This is a genomic window from Nocardioides luteus (assembly GCF_015752315.1).
Taxonomy (GTDB): Bacteria; Actinomycetota; Actinomycetes; order Propionibacteriales; family Nocardioidaceae; genus Nocardioides.
In genome coordinates this window covers 2,457,501-2,483,353 of record NZ_JADOVJ010000001.1, presented here as the reverse complement: position 1 = coordinate 2,483,353, position 25,853 = coordinate 2,457,501, and the positions used below count along the sequence as shown (strand labels likewise).

At 69.9% G+C, this 25,853-nt stretch carries 24 protein-coding genes; 1 reads left to right on the top strand and 23 read right to left on the bottom strand.

The annotated features are described in order from the left end of the window. Positions 1-45 precede the first annotated feature (45 nt). The 9 genes from HD557_RS11935 to HD557_RS11895 form a co-directional block, all read right to left on the bottom strand. Positions 46-1,212: a lipid-transfer protein gene (locus HD557_RS11935; protein WP_196874036.1), complete on the bottom strand. Its 1,167-nt coding sequence runs from the start codon at positions 1,210-1,212 to the stop codon at positions 46-48. Further along, on the bottom strand, positions 1,209-1,592 hold the full coding sequence (locus HD557_RS11930; protein WP_307785601.1) for a MaoC family dehydratase: 384 nt from the start codon (positions 1,590-1,592) through the stop codon (positions 1,209-1,211). The genes HD557_RS11935 and HD557_RS11930 overlap by 4 nt, the downstream gene beginning before the upstream one ends. Beyond that, the gene (locus tag HD557_RS11925; protein WP_231380263.1) at positions 1,589-1,993 is read right to left on the bottom strand and encodes a Zn-ribbon domain-containing OB-fold protein; all 405 of its coding nucleotides are present in this window, start codon (positions 1,991-1,993) and stop codon (positions 1,589-1,591) included. The genes HD557_RS11930 and HD557_RS11925 overlap by 4 nt, the downstream gene beginning before the upstream one ends. Then, positions 1,990-2,505 (bottom strand): FAS1-like dehydratase domain-containing protein, encoded by a 516-nt coding sequence (locus HD557_RS11920; RefSeq protein WP_196874035.1) that lies wholly within the window; start codon positions 2,503-2,505, stop codon positions 1,990-1,992. The genes HD557_RS11925 and HD557_RS11920 overlap by 4 nt, the downstream gene beginning before the upstream one ends. Next, positions 2,502-4,682 carry an acyl-CoA dehydrogenase gene (locus tag HD557_RS11915; RefSeq protein WP_196874034.1) on the bottom strand — a complete coding sequence of 727 codons (2,181 nt, stop codon included), beginning with the start codon at positions 4,680-4,682 and terminating at the stop codon, positions 2,502-2,504. Before HD557_RS11915 ends, HD557_RS11920 begins: the two co-directional genes overlap by 4 nt. A 51-nt stretch (positions 4,683-4,733) precedes the next feature. Further along, positions 4,734-5,132, bottom strand: coding sequence for a hypothetical protein (locus tag HD557_RS11910; RefSeq protein ID WP_196874033.1), 399 nt, complete (start codon positions 5,130-5,132; stop codon positions 4,734-4,736). Further along, entirely contained in the window at positions 5,129-6,835 is a 1,707-nt protein-coding gene (locus HD557_RS11905) for a right-handed parallel beta-helix repeat-containing protein (protein WP_231380262.1), read from the bottom strand. Before HD557_RS11905 ends, HD557_RS11910 begins: the two co-directional genes overlap by 4 nt. Positions 6,836-6,895: 60 nt before the next feature. After that, entirely contained in the window at positions 6,896-9,589 is a 2,694-nt protein-coding gene (locus tag HD557_RS11900; RefSeq protein ID WP_196874031.1) for a P-loop NTPase fold protein, read from the bottom strand. A 77-nt stretch (positions 9,590-9,666) separates the two neighbouring features. Further along, positions 9,667-11,808 carry an acyl-CoA dehydrogenase gene (locus HD557_RS11895; RefSeq protein WP_196874030.1) on the bottom strand — a complete coding sequence of 714 codons (2,142 nt, stop codon included), beginning with the start codon at positions 11,806-11,808 and terminating at the stop codon, positions 9,667-9,669. A gap of 163 nt (positions 11,809-11,971) precedes the next feature. On the opposite strand from HD557_RS11895, the gene HD557_RS28980 reads away from it, so the two are divergent. Next, positions 11,972-12,607 carry a TetR family transcriptional regulator gene (locus HD557_RS28980; RefSeq protein WP_196874029.1) on the top strand — a complete coding sequence of 212 codons (636 nt, stop codon included), beginning with the start codon at positions 11,972-11,974 and terminating at the stop codon, positions 12,605-12,607. Positions 12,608-12,616: 9 nt separating this feature from the next. Here HD557_RS28980 and HD557_RS11885 read toward each other — a convergent pair whose 3' ends face one another. The 14 genes from HD557_RS11885 to HD557_RS11820 form a co-directional block, all read right to left on the bottom strand. Continuing rightward, complete coding sequence (locus HD557_RS11885) at positions 12,617-13,531, bottom strand: hypothetical protein (protein WP_196874028.1); 915 nt, start codon at positions 13,529-13,531, stop codon at positions 12,617-12,619. Beyond that, positions 13,528-14,727 carry a hypothetical protein gene (locus HD557_RS11880; protein WP_196874027.1) on the bottom strand — a complete coding sequence of 400 codons (1,200 nt, stop codon included), beginning with the start codon at positions 14,725-14,727 and terminating at the stop codon, positions 13,528-13,530. The genes HD557_RS11885 and HD557_RS11880 overlap by 4 nt, the downstream gene beginning before the upstream one ends. Before the next feature lie 117 nt (positions 14,728-14,844). Further along, a complete protein-coding gene (locus HD557_RS11875) occupies positions 14,845-15,603 on the bottom strand; it encodes a glucose 1-dehydrogenase (protein WP_008360209.1) in 759 nt (252 codons plus the stop codon). Then, the gene (locus HD557_RS11870) at positions 15,603-16,490 is read right to left on the bottom strand and encodes an SDR family oxidoreductase (RefSeq protein ID WP_196874026.1); all 888 of its coding nucleotides are present in this window, start codon (positions 16,488-16,490) and stop codon (positions 15,603-15,605) included. Before HD557_RS11870 ends, HD557_RS11875 begins: the two co-directional genes overlap by 1 nt. A gap of 6 nt (positions 16,491-16,496) precedes the next feature. Beyond that, positions 16,497-16,691: a ferredoxin gene (locus HD557_RS11865; protein ID WP_008360212.1), complete on the bottom strand. Its 195-nt coding sequence runs from the start codon at positions 16,689-16,691 to the stop codon at positions 16,497-16,499. 33 nt (positions 16,692-16,724) lie between these two features. Continuing rightward, complete coding sequence (locus HD557_RS11860; RefSeq protein WP_196874025.1) at positions 16,725-17,201, bottom strand: pyridoxamine 5'-phosphate oxidase family protein; 477 nt, start codon at positions 17,199-17,201, stop codon at positions 16,725-16,727. Between the two features lie 114 nt (positions 17,202-17,315). Beyond that, complete coding sequence (locus HD557_RS11855) at positions 17,316-18,173, bottom strand: hypothetical protein (RefSeq protein ID WP_196874024.1); 858 nt, start codon at positions 18,171-18,173, stop codon at positions 17,316-17,318. Then, the gene (locus HD557_RS11850; protein WP_008360215.1) at positions 18,173-18,745 is read right to left on the bottom strand and encodes a hypothetical protein; all 573 of its coding nucleotides are present in this window, start codon (positions 18,743-18,745) and stop codon (positions 18,173-18,175) included. The genes HD557_RS11855 and HD557_RS11850 overlap by 1 nt, the downstream gene beginning before the upstream one ends. Before the next feature lie 6 nt (positions 18,746-18,751). Next, complete coding sequence (locus HD557_RS11845; protein ID WP_196874023.1) at positions 18,752-20,029, bottom strand: MlaD family protein; 1,278 nt, start codon at positions 20,027-20,029, stop codon at positions 18,752-18,754. After that, positions 20,029-21,384 carry an MCE family protein gene (locus tag HD557_RS11840; protein WP_196874022.1) on the bottom strand — a complete coding sequence of 452 codons (1,356 nt, stop codon included), beginning with the start codon at positions 21,382-21,384 and terminating at the stop codon, positions 20,029-20,031. Before HD557_RS11840 ends, HD557_RS11845 begins: the two co-directional genes overlap by 1 nt. Beyond that, a complete protein-coding gene (locus tag HD557_RS11835) occupies positions 21,381-22,631 on the bottom strand; it encodes an MCE family protein (RefSeq protein WP_196874021.1) in 1,251 nt (416 codons plus the stop codon). Before HD557_RS11835 ends, HD557_RS11840 begins: the two co-directional genes overlap by 4 nt. Continuing rightward, on the bottom strand, positions 22,628-23,617 hold the full coding sequence (locus HD557_RS11830; protein ID WP_196874020.1) for an MCE family protein: 990 nt from the start codon (positions 23,615-23,617) through the stop codon (positions 22,628-22,630). The genes HD557_RS11835 and HD557_RS11830 overlap by 4 nt, the downstream gene beginning before the upstream one ends. Further along, positions 23,617-24,714, bottom strand: coding sequence for an MCE family protein (locus HD557_RS11825; RefSeq protein WP_008360221.1), 1,098 nt, complete (start codon positions 24,712-24,714; stop codon positions 23,617-23,619). Before HD557_RS11825 ends, HD557_RS11830 begins: the two co-directional genes overlap by 1 nt. Continuing rightward, a complete protein-coding gene (locus HD557_RS11820; RefSeq protein WP_008360224.1) occupies positions 24,711-25,853 on the bottom strand; it encodes an MCE family protein in 1,143 nt (380 codons plus the stop codon). The genes HD557_RS11825 and HD557_RS11820 overlap by 4 nt, the downstream gene beginning before the upstream one ends.

The following is a 25,853-nucleotide window of genomic DNA, read 5'->3' as shown; positions in this document are numbered from 1 at the left end:
GGCGAAGCCCGGGGGTGCAAGACCTTGCGCAAAATTTCAGAGCGGTCAGGGTGCCGCGAGGATCAGTCCGCTCGTGGGTACGCCGGTGCCGGCCGTGACGAGCACATGGGCGGCGTCGGTGACCTGGTTCACCGAGGTGCCGCGGACCTGGCGTACGCCCTCGGCGATGCCGTTCATGCCGTGCAGGTACGCCTCGCCGAGCTGGCCGCCGTGGGTGTTGATCGGCAGTCGTCCGCCGAGCTCGATGGCCCCGTCGCGTACGAAGTCCTTCGCCTCTCCCCTGCCGCAGAAGCCGAGCTCCTCGAGCTGCATGAGTACGTAGGGGGTGAAGTGGTCGTAGAGGACGGCGGTGTCGATGTCGGCCGGGGTGAGGCCGGACTGGCGCCACAGGTCCTTGGCGACGACGCCCATCTCGGGGATGCCGATCTCGTCGCGGTAGTAGGAGGTCATCACGTACTGGTCGGCGGCGCTGCCCTGGGCAGCGGCGGCGATCTGGACCGCTGGATGGGGCAGGTCGCGGGCCCGCTCGGGGCTCGTGACGACGATCGCGACGGCGCCGTCGGACTCCTGGCAGCAGTCGAGCAGGTGGAGCGGGTCGGCGATCATCCGGGAGGCCTGGTGGTCCTCGAGCGTGATCGGCTTCCCGTGGAAGAACGCGGCGGGGTTGGTCGCGGCGTGGCGACGGTCGGCGACGGCGACGGCACCGAAGTCGGCGCTGGTCACGCCGTAGTCGTGCATGTAGCGGCGGGCCTGCATCGCGACCGTCGCGGCCGGCGTCGAGAGGCCGAGCGGGTAGGTCCAGGAGTTGTCGATGCCGTTGGTGTTGACCTGCTGGGCGGCCCAGGGCTGCACCTGGCCGAAGCGCTGCCCCGAGCGCTCGTTGAAGCCGCGGTAGGCGACGACGATGTCCGCGACCCCGGTCGCCACCGCCATCGCGGCCTGCTGGATCGTCGCGCAGGCGGCGCCGCCGCCGTAGTTGATCCGCGAGAAGAACCTCAGGTCCCCGAGCCCGAGCTCGCGGGCCAGGGCGATCTCGGAGCTGGTGTCCATGGTGAACGTGGTCAGCCCGTCGACGTCCGCCGAGGTGAGGCCGGCGTCCGCCAAGGCGGCTCGGGTGGCCTCGACGCTCAGCTGGAGCTCGGAGCGGCCGGACTCCTTGGAGAACTCGGTCGCGCCGATGCCGACGATCGCCGCCTTCCTGCTGAGGCTCATGCGGCGACCCTCACGGTCCCGGTCACGTGGGCTCCGAGCGAGACCGCGCCGGTGACGGTGATCGTGGCGATCCCGTCGCTGACGTCGGTGACCTCGCCTCTGAAGGAGAGCGTGTCGTAGGGGTAGGCCGGGGCGCCCAGGCGGATCGAGATCCCCTTGATCTGCACGTCGGTCCCCGCCCAGTCGGTCACGTAGCGCTCGCACAGCGCCGTCGAGGTCAGGATGTTCATGAAGATGTCCTTCGAGCCCGCGGCCTGGGCGCGGTCGCGGTCGTGGTGCACGTCCTGGAAGTCGCGCGTCGCGAGCGCGGTCGAGACGATCAGCGTCGGGGTGATCGGGAGCTCCCAGGCGGGGAGCTTCTCTCCGGTCTGCAACTTCACGGCCTCCTCCAGATCGGGAGCGTCAGCTCCTCGTCGATCACGTTCCAGTCGACGACGAGCCGTTCGCCGATCTGCAGGGCGTCCTGGCCCTCGGGCGGTACGCCGGTCACCTCCGCCACCATGCGTACGCCCTCGGGCAGGTCCAGCAGAGCCACCACCAGCGGCAGCTCCTTGCCGGGCAGCCTGGGGGCGTGGATCACGGTGAACGAGTAGACCGTGCCCTCGCCTCGGGCGACGACATGACCACGGTCGTAGGCGTCGCAGCTCAGGCACGCCGGACCCGGTGGGTGCCGCAGGGCACCGCACGCGTTGCAGCTCTGGATCCGCAGCTCCTGCTTGGCGGTCCCCTCGAAGAAGTACGCGTTGTCCCGGCCGATCACCGGCCGCACCGGGCCGCTCATGACTTCCCCTTGGGGATGAACTTGAGGACGCGGAACAGCATCGTCGCGACGCGTTCGTCCCCGACGTACCAGGTCGATCGGGAGGTCACGAAGTAGCCCACGCCCATCCCGGTGCTCTTCGGGCCGACGACGGAGTCGAGCGCAGTGGTGACCCGGACCTGCTCCCCGACACGGAGATAGCGGTCGTAGCTCTGCTCGGAGTTGGTGCCGAGGACGCCGTGGAAGCCGGCGTCGGTGAGCACGTTCATCATCGCGTGCAGCGGGTCGCGGTCGGGATGACGGCCGCCCTGGCCGTACATCGTCCACACCTGCGCCATCGACGGCGGCGCCTCGCCCTGGTGGAACCGCTCGGACTCCAGGCCCATGGCCTCGAGCCAGTTGTTGATCGTGGGCTGGTTGACCAGGTCGCGGGCGTCGCGCTCGGCGGCCTCACCCCACGCCTTGATCTCCTCGGCGGCGGCCATGACCTTCTCGTGGATCGCCTCGTCCACCAGCGTCTGCGGGGCGCTCATCGCGGCACCCTCGGCATCCCGAGCCCGAACATCGCGATCAGCTCGCGCTGGACCTCCTGGACGCCGCCACCGAAGGTCAGCACCAGGTTCCGCTTCGCCTGGGCATCGAGATAGTCGAGCAGGCTTTTCGTGACGGGTTCCCCGGGGTCGCCGTGGCGGTGGACCAGGGTGATCAGGTCGGCGAGCAGGTGCTGGACCTGGTCGGCGGCGAAGACCTTGGAGGCAGAGGCGTCGGCGACCTCGATCTCGCCCTGCTCGGCAGCGCGGGCGACCGCCCAGTTGAGCAGCTCGTTGACGCGGAAGACGGCGGTGGTCTTCCCGATCAGCGAGCGTACGTCCGGGCTGTCGGTGACGCCCTGGGCCGTCGCCCAGCGCAGGACCCGGTCGCGCAGACCCTCGATCCGTCCGGCCGGGCCGAGCATGACGCGCTCATGGTTGAGCTGGGTGGTGATCAGCTTCCAGCCCTGGTTCTCCTCCCCCACCAGCATGTCGGCGGGGACGCGGACGTCGTTGAAGTAGGTCGCGTTGACGTGGTGGGAGCCGTCGGCGGTGATGATCGGGGTCCAGGAGAAGCCCGGGTCGGTGGTGTCGACGATCAGGATCGAGATGCCCTTGTGCTTGGGGGCGTCCGGGTCGGTGCGGACCGCCAACCAGATGTAGTCGGCGGCGTGACCGCCGGTGGTCCACAGCTTCTGGCCGTTGACGACGTAGTGGTCGCCGTCGCGTCTGGCGGTGGTGCGGAGCGAGGCCAGGTCGGTGCCGGCCTCGGGCTCGGAGTAGCCGATCGCGAAGTGGACCTCGCCGCCGAGGATCCGGTTGAGGAACATCTGCTTCTGCTTCTCGGTGCCGTAGCGGATCAGCGTCGGGCCGACGGTCTGCAGGGTCACCGCCGGCAGGTGCACGTCGGCGTACTGCGCCTCGTTGGCGAAGATCGTCTGCTCGACCTCGCCGAGGCCGTGGCCGCCGTACTCCTTCGGCCAGCCCACGCCCATCCAGCCGTCGTCGCCGAGATGCTTGATGAGCTTCTGGTAGGTCGGGCCGTGTCGGTCCCAGGAGCCCTCGGGACCGGGGTCAGCCGGCTCGCCTTCGTGCGAGAGACCGGCGAAGTAGGCCCTTACCTCGGCCTTCAGCGACCGCTGCGCCTCGGTCAGCTCGAGGTTCTTCGCCTCGTCGGTCTCGACCGGCACGGCATCGGCCGGCGTATCGAGCAGGTGCGCGATGTCGGTGCCCCAGGTGGTGAACCCGAGCAGCGGATACGTCACGTCGACACCCATGCCGCCGTGGAGGTGGTGGCAGGTGCGGAAGGCGTACGGCGCGACTTGGCTGGCCCAGTAGGCGGCGACCTTCAGGTCCGTGCCTGGCGCGCCGCCTTGCGCGACGGCGGCGACCGCGTTGTCCGCGGCGAGGTCCAGCGTGCGGGAGGTGACGTAGACGTCGGCCATCTGCAGCGCGACGGCCTGGAACTCAGCCAGGGCCCGGCCGAACTGCTGCCGGTTGCTCACGTACGCCGCGGTGAGGTCGCGCGCGCCGGCGAGCACGCCCGCCGCGCTCACCGCGAGCCCGGCGGTGGCCACGCCGGTCAGCGTCTCGAAGGCCCCCGCACCGAGCGGTTCCGCGGGAGCGTCCTCGAGGACCACGGTGTGCTGGGGCAGCTCGCCCGAGCTGCTGGCGGGGGCCAGCGTGACGCCCGGGCCGCTCGGGTCGACCAGCAGCACGACCGGCGCCCCGGAATCGGCCGCGGCCGCGGTCACCAGGAGGCGCGCGCTCTCGGTGGCGTAGGTGACCCCGGTCTTGCGTCCGCTCACGGTGCCGTCGCGGTAGGTCGCAGACGGCGTCTCGGGCCGTCCCGGCTCCAGCCACGCCGGGGTCAGCAGCATCTCGCCGCTCGCCACACCGGGCAGGATCGCCTCCTGCTGCTCCGAGGTCCCGTGCCCGGCAAGGGTCAGCGCCCCGACGGCGAGCGTCTCCCACACCGGTACGCGGACCGCGTGGCGACCCGCCTCCCGCAGCAGCACCGCGATCTCGGTCAGGCCGAACCCTTCGCCGCCCTGGGCTTCCGGCACGGGCAGCGCGGTCAGGCCGGCGCTCGCCCAGGCCGACCAGTCACCCCGGTCGGACTCGCGGGCAAGGACCTCGGCCACCACGCTGCGTACGGCATCGAGCGTCTCGTCTCCCATGCCGAAACTGTAACGTGTTCTACTTCCGTGCGCGAGGCCGGTTCACAGATTTCAGATGACCAGGTTGCCCAGGTCCTTGACGATCTGTTGACCGATCTCGGCCGCGCCCTGGTTCGCACCGACGACCGCACCGGTCGCGATCGCCGCGACCACTCCCTTGAGGTAGTTGACGCCGCGTCGCACGACCGTCCGGTCGGGCTCTTCCTTGGCCACCTCCGCCAGGACCACCCGGCCTTGAGCGACCGCGTCGTCCAGATCCTCCTCGGCAAGCCCAAGGGCATCGAGCTGCTTCAGCACCTGATCGACGACCGTCGCGATGTCCGCCGCGGCGTTCACCGAGATGGTCTGATGCTGGACGCTCTTCCGGTTGCCCATCGCCATCTGCCCGTTGAAGTCCCCGAAGAACATCGGCTCGTTGTAGATGTTTCCGCCGTCACCGCTGCCGCTCATCGACCGTCTCCCTCTCCTCGTTCCTGGATCTGCTCCACAGATTCGTTGCCCATGGCGATCTGCCCGCTGAACTCCTTGAAGAACATCGGCGTGTTGTAGATGTTCGTCACCTGCGCGACGATCTCGTCCCTCGAGCTCGCAGCGCTGGTCGTGATCGTCCGGAGCGAGGAGGACAGTTCGACGACGCGTACGTAGTCGTTCTTGGCCACCGCGATCCCCTCGGCTGCGGTCACGGTGCACCCGGCGATCTGACCGCTGCACTTGTCGAGCAGGCGGAACCCGATGTCCGCCGCGTCCTTCACCGTGGTGTCTCTGACGTCGATGAAGGCGTCATGGAGCCCGATGACGCCGATCGCACCGGGGCTCAGAAGCCGACTGCCCTCGAGAACCAACGTGCCGGTGGCCATGGTGATCATCCCGAACGACTCCAGGTCTCGCAGCTCGGAGCTCTTCACCACCAAGCTCGCCGACCCCTGGACGCCGGCCCCTCCCCCGGAATCCGTCACTACGCTCTCGGAGATCCTCAACCGGGCCTCGTCCACGGCCGAGACGGCGAGCGGACGGCATTCGCTGAGTCTCGCCCGGCTGAATATCCCGGCCGGCGTTCCACGCGCGTCCAGCCCGACCGGGGTGTCGGTGACGGTCAGCTCGTCGAAGGTCGCCGACGATGCCGCGAGAAGCCTGACGCCCGCGAAACTCAGCCGATGCAGCCGACAGTCGCGGAAGCGGCCTTCCGCCCCCTCGACGGCGATTCCCACCGACGAGCCCTCGATCGTGCAGCGGCTGATGTCGACCACGCCCCAATGACCCACCCCGGCGCCGTCACCCTTGATGAAGACCCCGATCGCCCCGGCGTCTCGGATGACACAGTCGCCGAAGGTTCCGGCGCCACGCTCGGAGATGTTGATGCCGGTCTCCACACAGTCCAGGAACTCGCAGTCGCTCACCGTCGGATTGGCCCCGGAGCGTGAGGAGAATCCGTGCCGGGCCTGGCGCACGGTCACGTTGCGTACGCTTCCGGTCGCGCCCTCGGCGAAGCCGATCGCGGTGCCCGTGTCGTCGATGATCGTGCCGTTGATGTCGGCCCGCGCGGCAGCGCCGATCACCGCAACCATGGTGTCGTGGCACGAGGCGAAGCGGCCCCCCACGATCGTCACCGACGAGCCTGCCTCGACCCGCACCGCGCTGTGCCGGGGACGCTCGACGCGGCAGTCGCGAACATCGAGTCGCCCTCCCTCGATCACCGCGATCGCGTTGTCAGGACAGTCGAACAGCTCACAGCTCTCCACGGTTCCGCCAGCTCCGGCAAAGAGGACCCGTCCACCACGGAAGGTGGAGCCACCCGCCTCGACCCGGGTGCCCGGCGCGGCCCAGAGAGTGATGTGGCCTCGGGTCTCGACGTCGATCTCGTCTGCCACGAGCGACCCACCCCGGCAGATGATGGCCTCTCCGGCATCGGCCTCGAACCGCAGCCCGGACAGCCTCACCGTGCCCTCGCTGTCCAGAACCTGACCCGCGGCCGAGCGGATCGTCACCGTCCCGGGCGCCCGGGCGATCAGAGAGACGTTTCCGCGCACGATCAGCTGCTCGTCGTACGTCCCCGGCTCGAGCAGGATCCTGGTCTCCACGACCGACCGAGCAGCCTCCTCGAGCGCCGCCCGGATGGTGGGATAGCCACGGCGCGCGCCATGCTTCACGCGCATCGTCCTCACCGACAACCGCGCCTCCTTGACCCAAAGGTTCGCCCCGAGCAGCCTAGCGGCTCACGCCCGGGCGACGACTCCGGCGAGACCCATCGCCTCGGAGTGGAAGCTGAACCGAGCCACCTCGCCCACCCAGGGCCGGAAGTCACCGACCCGCAGACGGCCGTCCGCCGGCCCGCCTTCCTCGTCAGGGGAGCCCGGCGGCTGCACGACGTCGCGGATCCGGCGCCACCCGACGCAGACGTTGCAGCGACCGGTGCCGGCCTGCCGGCGGCGGGAGTGCGGGCCGCTCGGGTCGTGCAGGTGTCTGCTCTGCAGGTCGTCGACCAGGGTGTCCAGGGTGTGCTCCGGAGCATCGACCGACAGCATCTCGGCCAGGAGCTCCGAGCCCTGCCGCGGCGCGCCCACGAGCACGGCGAGGAGTGTCGCGGCGGCACGCCGCGCGGCGTGTACGTCGTCGCCGAGGATGCCCTCTTCCTCCTCCATGCCGAGCCCGGAGGTCAGCCTCAGCAGCTGGTAGAGGTTGAGGAAACGCTTCACGGCCCGCGGCGTCTCCTGCGCGGCCGCGAGCGGGCGGAGGTAGTCCCACTCCCGCGGCGTCACCGTCAGCTGCAGGGCCGGGCGCCGCTGGTCCAGGTGCTCGGGCGCCGACGGCGGAGCCATCACCCCCGCGCCGACCGCGGCCTCGGGATCGGGTTCCTCGATCCGGGGGTCGTCCAGGTCGTGGCTGCGCACCAGGCGGCTGAAGTACTCCTCGGCGTTGGAGGCGTTCATCGGCCGCAGGGCGTACGGGATCTGGATGATCTTGTCGAGGAAGTCCAGCGGGTCGCCGATCTCGTCCCGCAGCCGCCCGCTCACCTCGGAGGCGTCCGAGTCCCCCGGCCGCGTCGGGTCCAGCTCGCGCAGCGACCGCCGCAGCCAGCGCGGGTCGACGCTGACCACGGCGACGAAGAGGCGCGTCGCCTGGAGCAGGTTGAGGGTGTGCAGGACCTCGACGACCCGCTCCGGGCGGCACCGGTCGAGGTCGTCGACATGAAGCACGATCCGGCGGATCCGGAGGTCGTCGGCGGCCACCTGGGTGCCGAGCGTGCCGTCCCGGCCCAGACCGTACGCCTCGGCCAGCTCCTCGAACTGGGTCTGGAGCACCCCGACCACTCCGCGTTGGACGTCGCGCTCGGCGGCGCGCTCCGGGTCGCTGAGGATCGTCTCCAGATCGGCCACCGCCGCGGTGGTCGGGCGCGCCTCGGTCCGCTTCAGCCGTTCGTCGATGCGACCGATCTCGGCGTCGACACCCGCCGCCACGAAGCCCACCAGCCAAGACGCGCCGGAGCGCACCTTCCGGTGGATGGCCGCAGCCTTCGGCACACCTTCCAGGATCGTCGCCCACACCGTGGAGAGGACGAGCAGCGCGGGCGCCGAGCGCAGCACGACGTCCGCCCACGCGCGCATTCTGGCGCCGACGTCGAGCCCCCAGGCCTCCCAGCCGAGCACGGCCGCGAGCGCGACGAGGAACGATGCCGCGCTGAGCATCACCAGGATGCGCATCACCTTGTGGTTGCGGCCGAGGACGAGGTCGGGCAGCGTACGCAGCGCGATCAGCGCCGCGCGCGGACGCTGCACCACCGAGTTGGTCCGCAGGGCGTCCTGGGTGCGCTCCAGCCGGCTCCGCGTCGCCGTCAGCGCCTTGCGCTCCTCGACCTGCTCACGCCAGGAGGTCTCGGTCGACCCGCTCTCGGCGACGCGGCGCTCCAGGTAGCGGGTCAGCGACTCGAAGATCGCCCGGGACATCCCGACCATGACGTGGGTGTCGCTGTAGTGCCAGGGGTTGAACTCCACCACGTCGACGCTGGTGTGGAAGGTGGCCGGGTCCTCGGCCGGGAGCTCCACCTCGACCTTGTGCTTGAGCAGCCGCATGAAGGTCGACTTGCCGCCGCCCCACGGCGCCAGCAGGGCGATCGCCAGCGGTGGCTGGGTCGACCTGGCCGCGATCATCCGGCCGAGCGCGTCGACGTCGCTGTCGACGCCGAGCAGGTCGGCCATGGCCGGCCCGTCCTCGAGCGGCACCGCGTGGCGGTGCGCGGAGGGCCGCAGCCGCGGGCGGCGTACGGGCATCCTGTCGGCCCCGACGTCGCGGCGCGCCTTCTGCGCCCAGTCGAGCAAGCGCCGGGCGTGGTCGCTGTAGCGGCTGTGCGCGCCGAACCGCTCCGAGCGCTCGAGGCTGTCGACGTTCTCCTGGTAGAGCGCGATCGCCTCGTCGAACTTGTGGATGTCGGCGTACGCGTTGGCCAGGTCCTGGCGTGCCCGGACCTGGTCGATCATCCGATGCGTGCCGTCGGCGAGCACGGTCCTGAGGTGGTCGTCGTAGACCCGGACCTGGCTGGTGGGGTCCTCGAGGAGGAGCCGGTAGGCCCGGGACAGCTCGGCTCGCGCGCTCCGCGCCTGCCAGCTCGGCGCTCCGTGGGCCGCCACGGCGTCGTCGAGGTGCTCGACGAACACCTGAGCGCACCGCTCCGCCCGGAACTGCCTCCCGTTGGTCTCCGCGTCGCCGAGCTCACCGCGCGGCGCCAGCAGCGTCGCCCGGGCGAGCGCCCACCGGGCGTCGCGCGCGTCCTGGTGGTAGGGCCCGACCTGCTCCTTGGTACGCCGCAGGATCGCCCGCAACGAGGCGACGCCGCCGTCGGCGCTGTGCCCGTGGCTCTCCCGTTCGACCGTAGGCGCGTCGTCCGGTGCTGCGGCTGCGCCGTCGTGTGGCACGTGAGCTCCTGGGTCCTCGAGATCGGCAACAGCAACCTAGCGCCCCGAGCGCCACCCGTCAGGTGAAATGCGGCCGCCTAGCGCGGCAGCCCCAGGATCTGCTCGGCGGCCACGTTGCGGAGCACCTGGGTGGTGCCTCCGGCGATGGAGAGACAGCGGGTCAGCTGGGACTGGTGCAGGTCCTCGCGCACCTGCGGGTCGTCGGTGAGCGCCCGCGGCCCGAGCAGGTCCACGACGAGCTCGGAGGCGTCCTGGCGGTTGCGCACCGTGAGCAGCTTCGCGACCGAGGACTCCGCACCAGGTCCGCGGCCGGCGAGCGCCTTGAGCGTGGAACGGACCCCGAGCAGCGCGCAGACCGTGGAGAGCGCGACCGCATGGCCGACCCGGGCGAGCTCGGCCTCGCCCCGGCCGTCGGCGAGCGCGACCGCCCGCTCGACGCTGCCGCCGAGGTTGGTCGAGGCCATCGCGACGCGCTCGTTGGCCAGCGTGGTGCGAGCCAGCCGCCAGCCGCCGTCGACCTCCCCGACGACGAGCTCGTCGGGCACGAACACGGCGTCGAGGAAGACCTCGTTGAAGAGTGCGTCCCCGGTCAGCTCGCGCAGCGGGCGGACGTCGATCCCCTCGCTGCGCATGTCCACGAGGAAGTAGGTGATGCCCTTGTGCTTGGGGACGTCGGGGTTCGTACGCGCCAGGCAGATCGCCCAGTCGGCCTCGGCCGCGAGCGAGGTCCACACCTTCTGCCCGGTCAGCCGCCAGCCGCCCTCGACCCGCTCGGCCCGGGTCGCCAGCGAGGCCAGGTCGGAGCCCGCGCCCGGCTCGCTGAACAGCTGGCACCAGACGATCTCGCCACGCAGCGAGGCGTCGACGAACCGCTCGCGCTGGGCGTCGGTGCCGTGCTTGAGGATGGTCGGCACCGCCCACCCGGCGATCTTGATGTCGGGGCGGGCCACGCCCGCCGCGGCGAGCTCCTCGTCGATGACGAGCTGCTCGACGGGACCGGCACCGAGGCCGTACGGAGCCGGCCAGTGCGGCGCCAGGTAGGCCGCGTCGACGAGCGCATCCCGGCGCTCGGCCTCCGGACGCGCGGCGATCGCGGCGACCGTCTCGCGCACCCGGGGACGTACGTCCTCGTCCTTGCCGTCGAGGTCGACCCGGACCGAGCGGCGGGTCCCGGCCACGGCGTGCCCGGCCAGCGCGACCGCATGCGCGTCGCCTCCACCGAGGAGGCTGCGCAGGGCGACCGCTCGGCGCAGGTAGAGGTGGGCGTCGTGCTCGAAGGTGAAGCCGATCCCGCCGAGCACCTGGATGCAGTCCTGGGCCGCCCGGACCGCACCGTCGAGCACGGTGGCGCCGGCGACCTCGGCGGCGAAGGCCCACTGGCCGGTGTCTCCTCCCTCCGACAGCGCCGTCTCGGCCGAGGCGGCCGCGTCCCACGCGGTCGCGGCCACCGCCTCGGCGGTCTCCAGCATCTGCGCACAGAGGTGCTTGATCGCCTGGAACGACCCGATCGGTGCGCCGAACTGCTCGCGCACCTTGGCGTACTCCACGGCCGTGGTCAGGCACCGCTGTGCGATCCCGGAGGCCTCGGCGGCGGCGAGCGTGAGGGCCGTACGGCGCACCGTCTCGCCGCGCAGCCCCGGGATCTCGATCGCCTCGCCGGCGTCGATGTCGACCCGCACCTCGGCAACCCGCCTGGTCAGATCCGGGCCGGCCTGGGGACGTACCTCCGCCTGCTCCGCCGCGAGGAGGAACCAGCGCTCCTCACCGTCTCCGCTCCGGGCACCGAGCAGCAGCTGGGCGGCTCCCCCGCCGTCGTAGACGACCGGGACGGTGCCGACGACACGCTCGTCGTGATCGAGGACCGGGTCGAGCGCGATCCCGCACCCGCCGGCGGTGATGGTCGCGACCAGGTCGCCGCGGCCGGCCGCGCCCGCGAGAAAGGCGGCGACCGTGCTGCCGAGGAGCGGACCCGGGAGCAGCTCGTGCGCGCAGGCCTCGAGCGCGACCGCCGCGTCCAGGAGGGTGCCGCCGCCGCCGTTCGGCTCGGGCGCCGCGATGCCGGCTACGCCGTACTCCTCGACACCTCGCCACACCTCGTCGAAACGCGCGGAGGCGGTGCCCTCGGCGGCCCGGGCAAGGGCGATGCCGCCCAGCCCCTTCGCCCAGTCGCGCAGGCTCTCGCTGAGGGCTTGGTGTTCGTCGGTGATGCCGATCGGCACAGCGACCTCCTATTGTTTCGGGAGCCTTCGTCCGGAATAGAGACTGATGTAGAACGTGTTACAAGTCTAGACTCACGAAGGAACGTGTTTCATTCTCGGGCGCTGTTGCGGTTAGCCTGAGAACCACAGATCGAGATCCGGTCATAGTCCTAGGGGGACACCAGTGACGTCCGTCAGCGCGGAGCCACGCGACACCGATGGCAACACTCCGGCCGCCGCACCCACCGGCGGGTCCGCGGCCCAGCGAGAGCGCCGCCGGCGCATCCTCGACGCCACGATCACGCTCGCGGCCGAGGGCGGGTTCGACGCCGTGCAGATGCGCGCCGTCGCCGAGCAGGCCGAGGTCGCGCTCGGCACCCTCTACCGCTACTTCCCCTCGAAGATCCATCTGCTGGTCTCCGCGCTGGCGCGCGAGTTCACCAAGGACGTCGAGCGCTCGGCCGTCCGCGCGACCCCGGGCGACACCGCGCACGAGCGGATCATGTACGTCCTCAACCGCCGCACCCGCGCCCTGCAGAAGCAGCCCAAGCTCACCGAGGCCCTGGTCCGCGCCTTCATGTTCGCCGACCAGTCGGTGACCGGCGAGATCCACGTGGTCGGCACCAGCCTCACCACGGTGATCGCCCGCGCCATGCACGGCACCCCCGACCACGGCGAGGTCACCGAGGAGGAGGCCGCCATCATCCGGATCATCTCCGACGTATGGCTCTCCGCGCTCATCTCCTGGGTCACCGGCCGGATGGACACCGAGGACGTCGAGAAGTCGATCGACGTCGCCGTACGCCTGCTGCTGCGCTGACCCCAGAGCTCACCGGCACTGCGTCGGGTCGTCCTCCGGCACCGCCCAGTCCTCCGGCCTCATCGCCCGCTTGCAGCTCACGCTCCAAGTGAGCTCATAAGGGTGTCCCTCGGCCTTGCCGGTGATCCCGAACTCGCGGCCGCCAGGAGCTTTGATCGTCATCAGCTCGCGCTTGCCATGGTCGACGTAGTCGACCTCGAGCACCCAGCGGCAGGTCGGCCCGGAGCTGGTCGCCGTGATCGGGATGACCACAGTCTCGCCCTTGGAGAGGGTCACCGTCTTGCTGGCGAAGTAGGGCGAACCGTCGTCCTCCGAGGTCAGTGTCGGCGCCGGCGCGCCCAGGTCCGTCCGCAGCAGGATCTTGTTTCCCCCTCCACCCTGGGGAACGTCCTCCACGAGGGTGCCCTTGCGCAGCATCGACGTGCACGGTCCGGAGCGCTTCGGCCGCAGATCGGTGATCACCACGTCCTCGCTGTGCCGGCCGACCAGGGTGACCTCCCAGGTCACGTTTTCCACGGCGTACCACTCGTGCTCCGCCTGCCAGTCAGGATCGTTGACCGTCTCGAACGCATGCTGCTTGCTCTTGAACGGTGCCGCGCCCGCACCGTCCGGGATCAGCACCGGCCCGCTCGCCGCCTGCCTGCGTACGTCCACCAGCTGGATGCCCTGGCCCGGATCGCTCCAGCCTTCGGGCAGCAGCCCGGTGAAGAGATTCTGCAGGCCGGAGCCGAACGTCGCTCCCAGCGAGACCAGGACCACGCCGACCACCCAGGCCGTCGGCTTCTTCAGCAGCGACACCGCCCATGGCAGCGGACCCCGGCGGCGTACGTCGCCGGCCGGTGCCTCCGCCGCAGCCTCCTTCGCGACCTCCTTCGGGGCCTCCGTCGGGGCCTTCCCCGGCCCCTTGGGCCTCTGCCTGGTCATCGGTCCATGCTCCCCTCGGGTACGGGCTCAGCAGTCTCCGGCTCGGTCAAGGTTCCGCCGGACAGCCGAAGCGCGAGCGCGACGACGACCCCGGTCGCCCAGCCGAAGAAGGCAGCAAAGCGCAGCGCGTCGGCGACGTTGTCGAACGCCCGGGTATAGGCCGGTGGGTTGTAGGCCGGTGGGGCGAGCTCGGGAACCGGGAAGACGGCCCCTTCGACCAGCCCCACGACCACGGCGAGCACCGCGACCATGCCCCAGCACCCCATGACCACGCCGAGCACGCTCGGCGCCGCGCCGCGCTGCCAGCGAGCCACCACCAGACGGATCGCGAGCCAGATGAGTGCCACCAGGACGACCGAGCTCAGCGTGCGCGGCAGCCAGATCAACGTGTCGAAGGTGCCACCGAGCGAGTAGGGGTCATCGGGCGGCGCCAGGCTGGCGTGGGTGAACCAGACCACGTGCACCCAGCCCTGGCGCGCATCGGCGGCGGCATCGGTGTAGACGTCGGGACCGTAGTCCCACACGAAGCCACCGCCGAACGCGAGAGCCAGGGTCGGGAGCGCACCCCAGGTCGCGACCCGAACAGCGCGCACCCGTCTCTGCGCAGGGTTCAGCCTCGGCACCGTCGCCGAGGCAGGCGGGTCCTCGCGTTCGGCCCGTTCCGAGACGGCGGCCGCGAGCTGGACCAAGGTCACCACGTACGCCGCCACCACGCTGCCGACCACTCCGAGGCTCAGGGCCAGCCAGATCCCGTCGTCAGGACGCGACCAGGCCATCGCCGCCAGCTGCGCGGTTCCGTAGGGAGAGGCCACGGCGGCCTCGACGATGACGAAGAGGTTCGTGAGTCCGCCGGCGAGGAAGGATGCGCCCAGCACCCGGCCGGCGACGGCGTAGGCGCCGTCGCCTCCGGTTCGGAGGCTCGCATAGACCGACCCGGCGAGGAGGACGACGAAGACCAGCGCCGGCCACGCGGACTCGGGCGCCGCGGCGTACTCGTACCTGACCACCGATCCCCAGAGGAACGACAGACCGTCGAGCACCCGGGCCAGGAAGGCCCCGAACCACTCGTGCCCGCGCGCCTGCCAGAGCGAGGACACGTTGCCGGTGTCGACCGGGACGGCCAACGCGAACGAGTAGAACCAGCAGAAGACCGCGACCACGGCCATGGTGGCGAACGCACTGCGTCGTCGAGACAAGTTCTGTTGGCTTTCGGTTCGTCCCCGGTGACTGAAAAACTTCGCGTCGCAGTATGCCGGAGACGCGCCTTCCGTGTGGCCGACTCACCCACACCGGGGCAGCCGACCTCCGGCCCGTCAGCCGCCGAAGGCGTGGGTGGCGGTGGCACCGCCGTCGATGGCGATCTCGGCGCCGGTGACGAAGCTCGACTCGTCGGAGGCGAGGTAGACGTAGAGCGGGGCGATGTCCGCGGGGTGGCCGACCCGCTTGAGGGCGACCTTCGAGGCGCCGAACTCCATGGCGGCGTCGTCGGCGCCGACACCGCGGGTCATGGAGGTGTCGATCATGCCCGGGTGGACGGAGTTGACCCGGATGCCGCTGGGGCCCAGCTCGAGGGCGGCGGCCTTGGTCATGCCGCGGATGGCGAACTTGGTCGAGGTGTAACCGGCCACGAACGCCATCCCCGCCAGCCCCTCGATCGAGGAGGCGTTGATGATCGAGCCGCCGCCGTTCTCCTTCATCGTCGTGATCACCGAGCGCATCCCGAGGAAGCAGCCGAGGGTGTTGACCCGCCACAGCAGCTCGAACTCCTCGACCGGCTGGGTGAGGATCTCGCCGAAGCGCAGGATGCCGGCGTTGTTGGCGAGGACGTTGACCGGACCGTACGCAGCGGCGGTCTCGGCCACGAGCGCCGTCCAGGACTCCTCCGAGCTCACGTCGTGGTGCACGAAGAGGGCGGACTCCCCCAGCTCCTCGGCGAGCAGCTTGCCGGGCTCGTCGGCCACGTCGGCGATGACGACCTCGGCGCCCTCGGCGACGAAGGCGCGCGCGATCGCGGCCCCCTGCCCCTGTGCGCCGCCGGTGACGATCGCGATCTTGCCCTCGAGACGTGCCATCACTGCTCCTTGTCGTCCGTCAGCGTGAGCTGCATGATCGAGTCGGCCGAGAACCCGGCCGCGGGGTCGCGGTCGGCGAACCAGCCGCCGACCTGCTTGTCGAGCGAGTCCAGGTCCCAGGCGGCGTTGTCGAAGCGTTCGGCCACGGTCGGCGGCGCCAGGACGGCGATCATCCCGCCGTAGACGACGAAGACCTGTCCGGTGATCGCCGCGGCGGCCGGCGAGGCGAGGTAGGTGACCAGCGGAGCCACGTGCTCGGGCCCGTAGGAGTCCCCCGAGAGCACGCCCTCGGTCATCGCGGTCGCCGCGCGCGGGCAGATCGCGTTGGCACGTACGCCGGACCGACCCATCGAGCGGGCCGTCGACATCGTCAGTGCGGTGATCCCCGCCTTCGCGGCACCGTAGTTGGCCTGTCCGGGAGGGCCGGAGAGGAACGCCTCCGAGGAGGTGTTCACCACCGCGGCATCGACCGGCGCGCCCGTCGCCTTCGCGACCGACCGCCAGTGGGCCGAGGCGTTGCGGGTCAGCAGGAAGTGGCCGCGGAGGTGGACGCGTACGACGAGGTCGAACTCCTCGTCGGACATGTTGAAGAGCATCTTGTCGCGGGTGATGCCCGCGTTGTTGACCACGATGTCGAGGCCACCCAAACCGTCGACGGCAGCGGCCATCATCGCGTCGGCGGTGGCACGCTCGCTCACGTCCCCGGCCGCGATCACCGCCTCGCCACCGAACCCACGGATCTCCTCGGCGGCCTCCTCGGCGGCGCCGGGCAGGTCGTTGAGCACCAGCCGGGCGCCGGCGCGGGCCAGGGCGACCGCCTCGGCGCGCCCGAGCCCGGCTCCGGCGCCGGTGACGATCGCGATCTTGCCTGTCAGATCAACGCTCACGTGGTGCTACTCCTCGATCCTCAGGGCTGCCTTGGGGCAGCCGGCCACGGCCTGCTCGACGCGGTCGCGGTTCTCGTCGGTCACCGTCGGGTCCTCGACCTGCAGGTAGTCGTCGTCGTCGATCTCGAACACGTCGGGTGCGAACGCCTCGCACATCCCGTTGGACTCGCACAGGTCGAAGTCCACGATCACCTTTGCCATGTCCGTCTCCTCAGTCCTTCGTCATCATCGAACTCAGCCTTGACCGGGCAGCGCGCCCAGCTTGCGATGGTCCCAGCTTGCGACCTTGTCGGGCTCGATGACGATGCCGACGCGCTTGTGGGCCTGCTTCGACACCAGCTCCTCGCCGAGCTCGCCGAGGTCCGCGCCGCCGGCCATGCGGGTCATCACCCGCGAGCCGATGCCCTTGATCTCGTCGTAGTCCTCCACGAGCCGCGCCTTGCCGGTGATGCTCACTCCGCGCAGCTCGAAGTAGTCGACGCCGTCCTCGACCAGGCAGGTGACCCGGGGGTCTCGGCGCAGGTTGCGGACCTTCTGCGAGGACCCGTAGGTCCAGAAGACGATCTTGCCTTCGTCGAGCACGTAGAACAGCGTGGTCAGGTGCGGAGCGCCGTCGGGGCCGACGGTCGCGACCTGCACCTTCATCTGCGAGGCGAGGAACTCCTCGATCTCCGCCTCGGTCAGCTGTACGGACTGGCGTGAGCCGGCCATGTGCCCTCCTCGAGCAAGTGAAACTAGAACACGTTCTACCATATCAGGGACAACGACGCCCCTCGAAGGGACCTCATGCTGAGACCAGGCCCATCGTCTCGGGCCCCGCTCCGGCTAGGAGGCGGCCTTCATCTCGGAGATCAGCCAGCCGCCGTCGTCCTTGACCAGCGTCAGCACCTCCCAGGTCGGGCTGACCACGGTGTTCTTCGTCTTCGGCGCGGTCGCGCTCTGGTTGACGAAGAGCAGCACCTTCGCGGACTCCTCGGTGGCGGAGATGATGGAGGCGGCGCAGTCCTCGTCGACGCAGGCCTTGCCCTCCTCGGCGGCCTTCGCCCCCTCCTCGGAGAGGGGCGCCACCTCGGCGTCGACCTTGATCCCGAGGTCGGCCTGCTCCTTGCGCTTGTCCTCGCCGGGCAGCGTCTTGTCGTACTCCTTCTGCATCGCCGGCGTCATCAGCTTCTTCGCCGCCGCGATGTCCTTCTCCGCGCTGGCGGCCTGGTAGGACATCACCGTCTGGGCCAGCCCGACTGAGTGCTCCATGATCGCCGCCCGGGACCCGGCCGCAGTGAGCTCGCCGCCCGGCGCCACGTCGTCGTTGGACGCCATGTCGACGGCCAGCCAGAGCAGGCCGCCGGCCACCAGGACGAGTACGCCGAGAACGGCCGTCAGCACCCGGTTGCCGTCGCCCAGCCACCGCTCGGCGAACCCGGCACGTTCCTCGTTCTCACCCTCACCCTCAACCTCAGCTTGAGGCTCGGTATCGGTCTCGTCGGCCTCGGAGTCCGCCGCGCCGGCCTCGCTCTCCTCGGGCGCAGCGACCTCGTCGCGTACGTCCTTCTCGTCCTCGGCCGGCGGCAGCAGGTCGGACCCGCAGTAGCGGCACTTGATCGCGGCGGCCTTGATCGTCTCCGCGCAGAAGGGGCACTCCTTCTGGCCGGTGGAGACCGATCCGTTCGCTCGTACGCCTGTCATCAGTTGACTCCTGCCAGGTCGGACATGCGCCATCCGTCCTTCGTCTTGGCCAGCGACACCTTGAACCGGTACTTCGAGCACCGGGCACCGTCGTAGGGGCAGGTGTCGCTCTTCTTCAGCTCGGCGGTCTGGCTGCTGGTGACGACCGAGTCGACGGCGACCAGCACGACCGCGCTCTTCGACCCGATCGCCCGGATGCCGACCTGCTTGACCTTGCCCTTGGAGATGGTCTGGGCAGGGATCGCGGCCTGCCGGATCTGCTCGGCGATGGCGGTGTACTCCTTCCCGAAGGTGCCGGTCGAGATCTCCTTGACCGCCTGGATCCGCGGGTCCATGTCGCGGTAGTCGACATCGAGGAAGGCGATCACGCCGTCCTCGGCCACCGCCTTCACCTCGTCGTAGTCGGCGGCCGCGGCCTCGGCGGGTGTCGTCCAGGGCAGCACCCGGGCGCCGCCGATGAAGACGGCCGCCGCCAGCACGACCAGGATCACCAGGACCGCCGCGAGCACGGTGTTGACCCGGCCCAGTCTGGCGAGCGAGAGCTTCACCTCGAGGGGGTTGTCAGAACTCATGCGGACTCACTCCTCTCCCAGGATCATCGATCGCCAGGAGTCGTCGGACAGGGCGGAGACGAGGCCTCCGTCATCGGTCGGGGTGGACATCGTGACCGTCTTTCCGTCGGGGAGCTGGGTGCGCCCGGTCTTCGGGTCGTAGGTCGTCACGTACTTTCCGACGCCTTCGGGCTTCGGCACCATGTTGACGCCGCGCTGCATGATCGGGTTGTCGCCCTGGTAGCCGGGCTGGGCGCGCTCGTCGGTGCACTTGGCCGGGTAGAGCGGCTGGTCCTCCATCACGGTGCCGGGGATCCACTGGTCGGCGGGCTTGTAGCCCTCCTGGCACGGCGGTGTGGTGTAGACGTAGCCCATCGACAGGTGACCGTAGCCGTCACCGGGCGAGCCGGTAAACCCTGTCGCGACGACACGCGGGAAGGTCACCAGGGTCTGCTCGATCGCGGGCAGCCGGGCGGTGAGCACCTCGTTGACCGTGCTGAGGTTGGCCAGGAAGACCGGCAGCAGCGGCTGCAGCCCGTCGAGCAGCGACTGCACCTGGACCGCGGTCGCCTCGCCGCCCTGCAGGATCTCGCGCAGCTCCGGGTCGCGCTTGTCGAGCGTGGCGGTGACCTCCTCGAGCCCCTTGGCGAACTCGCGGATGTCGCCGCTGTGCTCCTTCTGCGTCTGGAGCACGGTCTGGCTGGTGTTGAGGAGACGGATCGTCTCGCGTCGGTGGGCCGAGGCCTCGTCGACGAGCGTGGAGCCCGAGTCGAGCAACGTACGCAGGTTCTCGGCGTTGCCGCGGAACAGGGTGCCGAGCTCGGCCACCACGGTGCTCAGGTCCTGGCCGTTGATCGAGGTGGTGAAGCTGTTGAGCTCGGTGAGCAGCTCGTCGGTGGTGCCGGGCAAGGACTCGGGCCCGGCGGTCACCACGTCGCCCTCGGCGAGGTAGGGCCCGGAGGCGGAGTCGGGGATGAAGTTGATGTACTGCTCCCCCACCGCCGAGAGGTTGTGGACCTCCACCTTGGCATCCTTCGGCACCTCGGTGCCGGGGTCGAGCTGCAGCCCGGCGCGTACGCCCTCGTCGGTGACGGTCATCGAGGCCACCCGGCCGATGCTGATGCCGCGGTAGTTGACCTCGCTGCCCACGTAGAGCCCACCGGAGGCCGGCAGGTCGATCGAGACGTCGACGTGGCGGCCCAGGACCCGGTCGACGACGCCGAGGTAGGCGGCCGAGACGTAGAAGATGCCGACCGCGGCGAGCACCAGGAAGATCACCAGCTTGTTGCGTACGCTCCGGGTCATCAGCTGCCGCCTCCCAGCAGTCCGAGGAGGCCCGCCAGGCCTCCGGTGGTCGGCTCGGCCGTCGGCGACTCGGCGTCCGTGGGCGCCGAGAGCCCCTCGGCGATCTCCGGGACCAGGTCGTTGAGCCCCGGCGTCTTGGTCGAGGCCGAGCTCTTGGGCAGCAGGTCGGAGATGTCGGGCAGCTTCGGCGTCTTCTCGCCCGGCTTGGCCGCGGTGTCCTCCTTGCCGACCACGGAGCACGTGATCTGCATGTTGGTCAGGTCGCACAGCGCCTTGGCCAGCGGCTGGATCGCCTCGCACCCCTTGGAGTAGGACAGGCAGATCTGGAAGACCTGCGGCAGCAGGCCGGGCGACTCGCCGTTGGTGAGGCTGCCGACCAGCTTGCCGAGGTCGAGGTCCATGTGGAACAGCGCGTTGGAGTAGTCACCCATCGCCAGCCCCGAGGCGTTCTCGGGGAACGGGAAGCTGGCCGCCATCATCAGGCCGCGCGGCAGTGAGTCACCGGCGTCGGCGAGCTCGCGCAACGTCGGCGCCAGCTCCTCGAGCGCGGTGGTCAGGTTGGCGCCGCTCTGGTTGATCACCCGGGTCGCGACCACGCCGAGCCGGTCCAGCGCCTTCATCATCTTCAACAGATCGGCGTGCTGCTGGCGGAGCACCTCGAGGGCCGGCCCGAAGGAGTCGATGGCCGCCTCGATCGACGTGGACTCCTTGTTGAGGGTGCGGGTCAGCCGGTCGACCTGCTCCATCGCCCTGATGATCGAGCCCTTCTGCTGGTTGAGCGAGGCGACCGTGGTCTCCAGGTTGCCCAGCAGCGCCCGCATGTCGCCGGTGCGCCCGTCCATCATCGTGTTGAGCTCGTCGCTGATCGTCTTCAGCTGACCGACGCCGCCGCCGGCGAGCAGGAAGGAGAGAGCGCCGAGCACCTCCTCGACCTCGGGGTTGCGGTTGGTGCGGTCGAGCCCGATGGTCGCCCCGTCGCCGAGCTTGCCGGCGCTGGCGACCGTGGACCCCTCGGGCGCCACCAGGGCGATGTACTTCTCCCCCAGCAGGCTGGTCTGGCGTACGTTGGCCAGCGCGTCGGCCGGGAGCTCGATGTTCTTGCGGATGGTCATGGTGACCTTGGCGTGCCAGCCCTCGCGCTCGACCTTGTCGACCTGGCCGACCGGCACGTCGTTGGCCATCACCTTGGTGCGTGGCACCACGTCGACGACGTCGTTGAACTTCGCGGTGACGACGTAGCCGTCGCCCTCGCCGACCTCCTTGCCGGGAAGCGGCAGGTCATAGGCCTGTACGCCGCACCCGCTCGCCACGGCGACGATGCCGAGCATCGCCACGGCTGCCCAGAGACGCCTCATCTCTTCCCTCCCGACATCAGTTCCTGGAGCGAGCCGGTGAGCTCGGAGATGCCGCCCTGGGTGACGACCTCGGGCTCGACCTCGGGCTGCTTCGCCGGGGTGCCGGTTTCGAGCGGCAGCCCGGTCTCGGTGTCGCGGTCGGTGGGGACGCTGCCCTCGGTGAGCGCCTCGCCCGCCGGAGCGGTCGACCCCGCCGGTAGCAGCGCCTTGAACAGCGCGCAGATCTCCTTGGCGCCCGGGATCTGGTCGTTCTCGACGACCATGCAGAGGATGTTGGACAGGTCCGAGCCGATCGGCCCGACCTGCAGCCGGAAGCCGACCGAGCCGGACCTCGCGTCGAAGGACTCGGCCAGGTTGCCGATGCCCAGCGGCGCCAGGTCGAGGACGGTGCCGAGGGTCTCCTTCTCCTTGGCCAGGACGTTGAGCGTCTTGTTGAGCTCCTTGACGTCGCCGACCAGGGCGTCGGAGTTGTTCTCCACGAAGGACTTGGTCACCTTGACCGCCTGCGCGATCGCGGCGAGCGCCTGGTCGAGCTCGTCGCTCTCCCCGGCCAGCTGGGTGGAGACGGTCGAGAGGTCGGTCAGGAACTTCTCGGTCGTGTCGTCGTTCCTCGCCAGCGTCCTGGTGACCTCGGAGAGCTGGGAGAGCGTGCTGAACAGCTGCTCGGAGTTGCCGCCCAGGACCTGGGCCGCCTCGGACATGTCGGCGATCGCCTGGTTGCCGATCTTGCCGTTGCCCTCCAGGGCGTCGGCTCCCTCCCGCAGCACGTCGCTGAGCGCGCCGTTCTTGTTGGCGCCGTTGGGGCCCAGCGCCGTGGTGAGCTCGGAGAGGCTGGCGTAGATCCGGTCGAGCTCGACCGGGACCGCGGTGCGCTCGATCGGGATCTCACCGCCGTCGGCCAGGGCCGGTCCGCCGGTGTAGGCCGGCGTCAGCTGGACGAACCGGTCCGCGACGAGCGTCGGGGTGACGATCGCCGCCTTCACGTCCTCGGGCAGCTTGTAGTCGCTCTCGTACTCGATCACCGCGTCCACGTGGTCGCCCTTCGGCTCGAGCGAGGCGACCTTGCCGATCTTGACGCCCATGATCACCACGTCGGAGCCCTCGTAGATGCTCACCGCCTGCGGGAAGCTCGCGGTCACCATCTTGGTTTCGGGCGCGGCGACCTCGGAGACGAGCAGCAGCCCGCACATCAGCACGAGCGCGATCGGCAGCGCGGCCCACTTCCGGCCCCAGAAGTTCTTTGTCATTGCACGATCCCTGGTCGTCGTCCGGGCACGAACTCACCGCTCACGATGCCGGTCAAGTTGGCGAGGTAGGCGTCGAACCAAGGGCCGGTGCCGATGATGTTGATCAGGATCGACGCGTACGGCCCGTAGTTCTGGATGGTCTTGGTCAGGTCCTCGTCACGGGCGTTGAGGAACTTCAGCGCCTGCTCGAGCGCGTCCAGCGCGGGACCGATCTGCTTCTGGTTCTCCTTCACCAGGGCCTGCAGCTGCTCGGCCAGCGCGGTCGCGTTGACCAGCAGCTGGTGGATGGCCTGGCGGCGCTGGATCAACTCGGCGAAGACCTGGTCGCCGTTCTCCATCACGCCGATGATGTCCTGCTTGCGCTCGTTGACGAGCTGCACGACCTTCTCGGCGTCCTGGAGCAGCGACTCCAGCTCGTCGCCGCGGGCGGCGATCGTCTGGGAGAGCGCCGCAATCCCGTGGAACGCGCCCTGCACCTCGGGGCCCGCCTTGTCGAGGGTGCCCGACATGGTGGTCAGCGCCTTGGCGAGCTGCTGGGTGTCGATCGCCTCCGTGGTCTCGGCCAGGTCCCCGAACGTGCCGACGATGTCGCTGCCGGCGCTGGTGCGGGCCAGCGGGATCCTCGAGCCGGCGTCGAGCGTCCGGCCGCCCTGCGGAGTGATGTCGAGGTACTTCTCCCCGAGCAGGTTGAGCACCCCGATCTTCGCCTCGCTGCGGTGGCCGATCTCGGTGCCCTCGACCGAGAAGGAGACGACCACCTTGGCGCCGTCGATCTCGATGTCGCTGACCCGGCCGACCCGGATGCCGGCGATCTCCACCCGGTTGCCCACGTGCAGGCCGCTGGTGTCGGAGAACTCGGCCTGGTAGGTGGTTCCGGCGAACCAGGGCAGCTTGCGCAGGTTGAACGCCGCCGTCAGGGCGAGCGCGATCGCCACGATCGTGATCACGCCGGTGCGCTTCAGCTGAGTGTCCGAGTGGTGTGCCATCAGAGCTTGCACCTCTCCGCCCGGCTGTAGAAGGCCACGTTGTCGAGCTGCTTCTGGATCGCCTTCACGGCGGGCGAGTTGTCGAGCAGCTCACCGAGCGAGGGCAGCTTGATCGAGAAGTCGAGGTCGCAGAGGTAGTAGTTGTACCAGGAGCCGTAGCTGCCGATCCGGGCCTGCGACTCCAGCGTCTCCGGGAGCCGCTCGAGGGTCCGGTCGAGCAGCTTCTGGTTGCCCGGCTTGTTGAGGATGTCCACCACGCGCTTGAGCTGCTTGATGTCCTCCTTCAGGAACGGACGTACGTCGGTGAGCAGCCCGGCCAGCTCGTCGGTGAGGTCGCCGATCGAGGAGATCGAGTCGCCGATCGCCTCCTTGTCGCGCGCCAGGTCCTTCATCCAGCCGCTGAGCTGCTGGATCAGCTCGGCCAGCTCGGTGTGGTGCTCGTTGACGGTGTTGAGCGTCTTGGAGAGATTGGTGATCACGTCGCCGATCAGCTGGTCGCGCTCGGCCAGGGCACTGGTCAGCTCGGCCGTCTCCGAGAGGAGGCTCGCGACCGTGCCGCCCTCCCCCTGCAGCACTCGGATCAGGTTGAGCGAGAGCTTGTTGACGTCCTTGGGCTGCAGCGCCTGGAAGAGCGGCTGGAAGCCGTTGAAGAGCTCGGTCAGGTCGAGCGCGGGCGTGGTGTTGGCCATCGCGATCGCCTGCCCCTCACGCAACGGTGTCGCGTCGGCCTCCGGCTGTTGCCCGGCGTCCTGGGTCAGGGCGAGGTAGCGGTCGCCGACCAGGTTCAGGTAGCGCACCTGGGCGCCGCTGGCGGTCGTGAGCGGAACCGTCTTGTCGACCCGGAAGGTGACCATCGCGTGGTCACCGCCCTCGATCTCGACGGAGAGCACCTCGCCCACGGTGATGCCGGCGACGCGTACGTCGTCGCCCTCGCTCAGGCCCGAGGCGGTGGTGAACTCGGCACGGTAGGGCACCCGGTCGCCGAACCCGACGTTGCCCATGATCGAGGCCAGGGTGCCGGTGACGAGGATCGAGATGACGGTGAAGATGGCCAGCTTGGTCCCGGCCACCGCGGTCTTCAGGTCGCGCTTGTTCACTGCAGACCCCCGTTGCCGGGTGCCCACGGGACGTCCTCGGTGCCGTTCTCCAGCTCCATCGGCCCGGCCGGCACCTTCGGGGTCGGCAGGCCGTCGCACCAGGGCCCGTGACCGATCTCGCCCCACTCGGGGCGGTCGTCACGGCCGTACGCCGGCTTCTGGGTGCCGTCGAGGACCATCGTCTGGCGCACGCGGTTCTGCTGGAAGACGGTCGCCAGCAGCTCGGTGTAGTCGTCGAGGCCCCGCAGCAGGCAGGTGTACTCCGGGGAGTAGTCGGCGAGCAGCTTGAGCAGCGGCACGGCCAGCTCGGTCTCGTACCTGATCGCCTTCTCGTTCTCGGCGAGCAGGTTCTTCGAGGTGTCGGCGACACCGGTGACCGAGGTGAGCAGGCCGCCGAGACGCTCGCGCTGGGCGGAGACGGTCTTGGCGGTCGTCGTGGTGTTCTCCAGGACCTTGACCAGGTCGGGGGCGGCCATCGAGTAGGTCTCGGCGACGTCGGCCATGTCCTCGAGATCGCGTTCGAGTGTGGGGAGGTGGACGTTCATCTCTTCGAGGTAGTCGTTGAGCTGGACGAGGGTCTCGCCGAGCTTCTCCCCGTTGCCGGAGAGCGCCGTGGCGAGGGCGTGCAGGGTGCTGTTGAGGTCCTGGGGGCGGATCGACTTCAGCAGCGGGAAGAGCCGCGCCAGGATCACGTCGAGCTCGACGCTGGTGCGGACGCGGTCGGCAGGGATCACGGTGCCGTCGCTGAGCGCGCCGGTCCGCTTCCCCTCGGGGTCGATGAACTCGACGTACTTCTGCCCGAACAGCGTCGTCGGTTTGATCGCGACGCTGACGTTGGCGGGGATCTGCTCGGCCTGCTCCGGCTCGAGGCCGAGCTCGATGACGGCCTTCTTCCCGTCCTGGCGGATCTCGCGGACCTGGCCGACGATGACGCCGTGCATGCGTACGTCGCCGTAGCGGGGCAGCTGCAGACCGGCCCGGTCGGCCTCGACGCTCACCGTGGTGAACTGCACGAACGCCTTCTGGTAGATCGCCACACAGAGCGCGATCATCAGCGCGAGGGTCACCGTGAAGGCGATCCCGGAGACGAAGAGCTTGGTGTGCTCGGCACGGGTGTCGCGCTGGATTCCCATCAACAT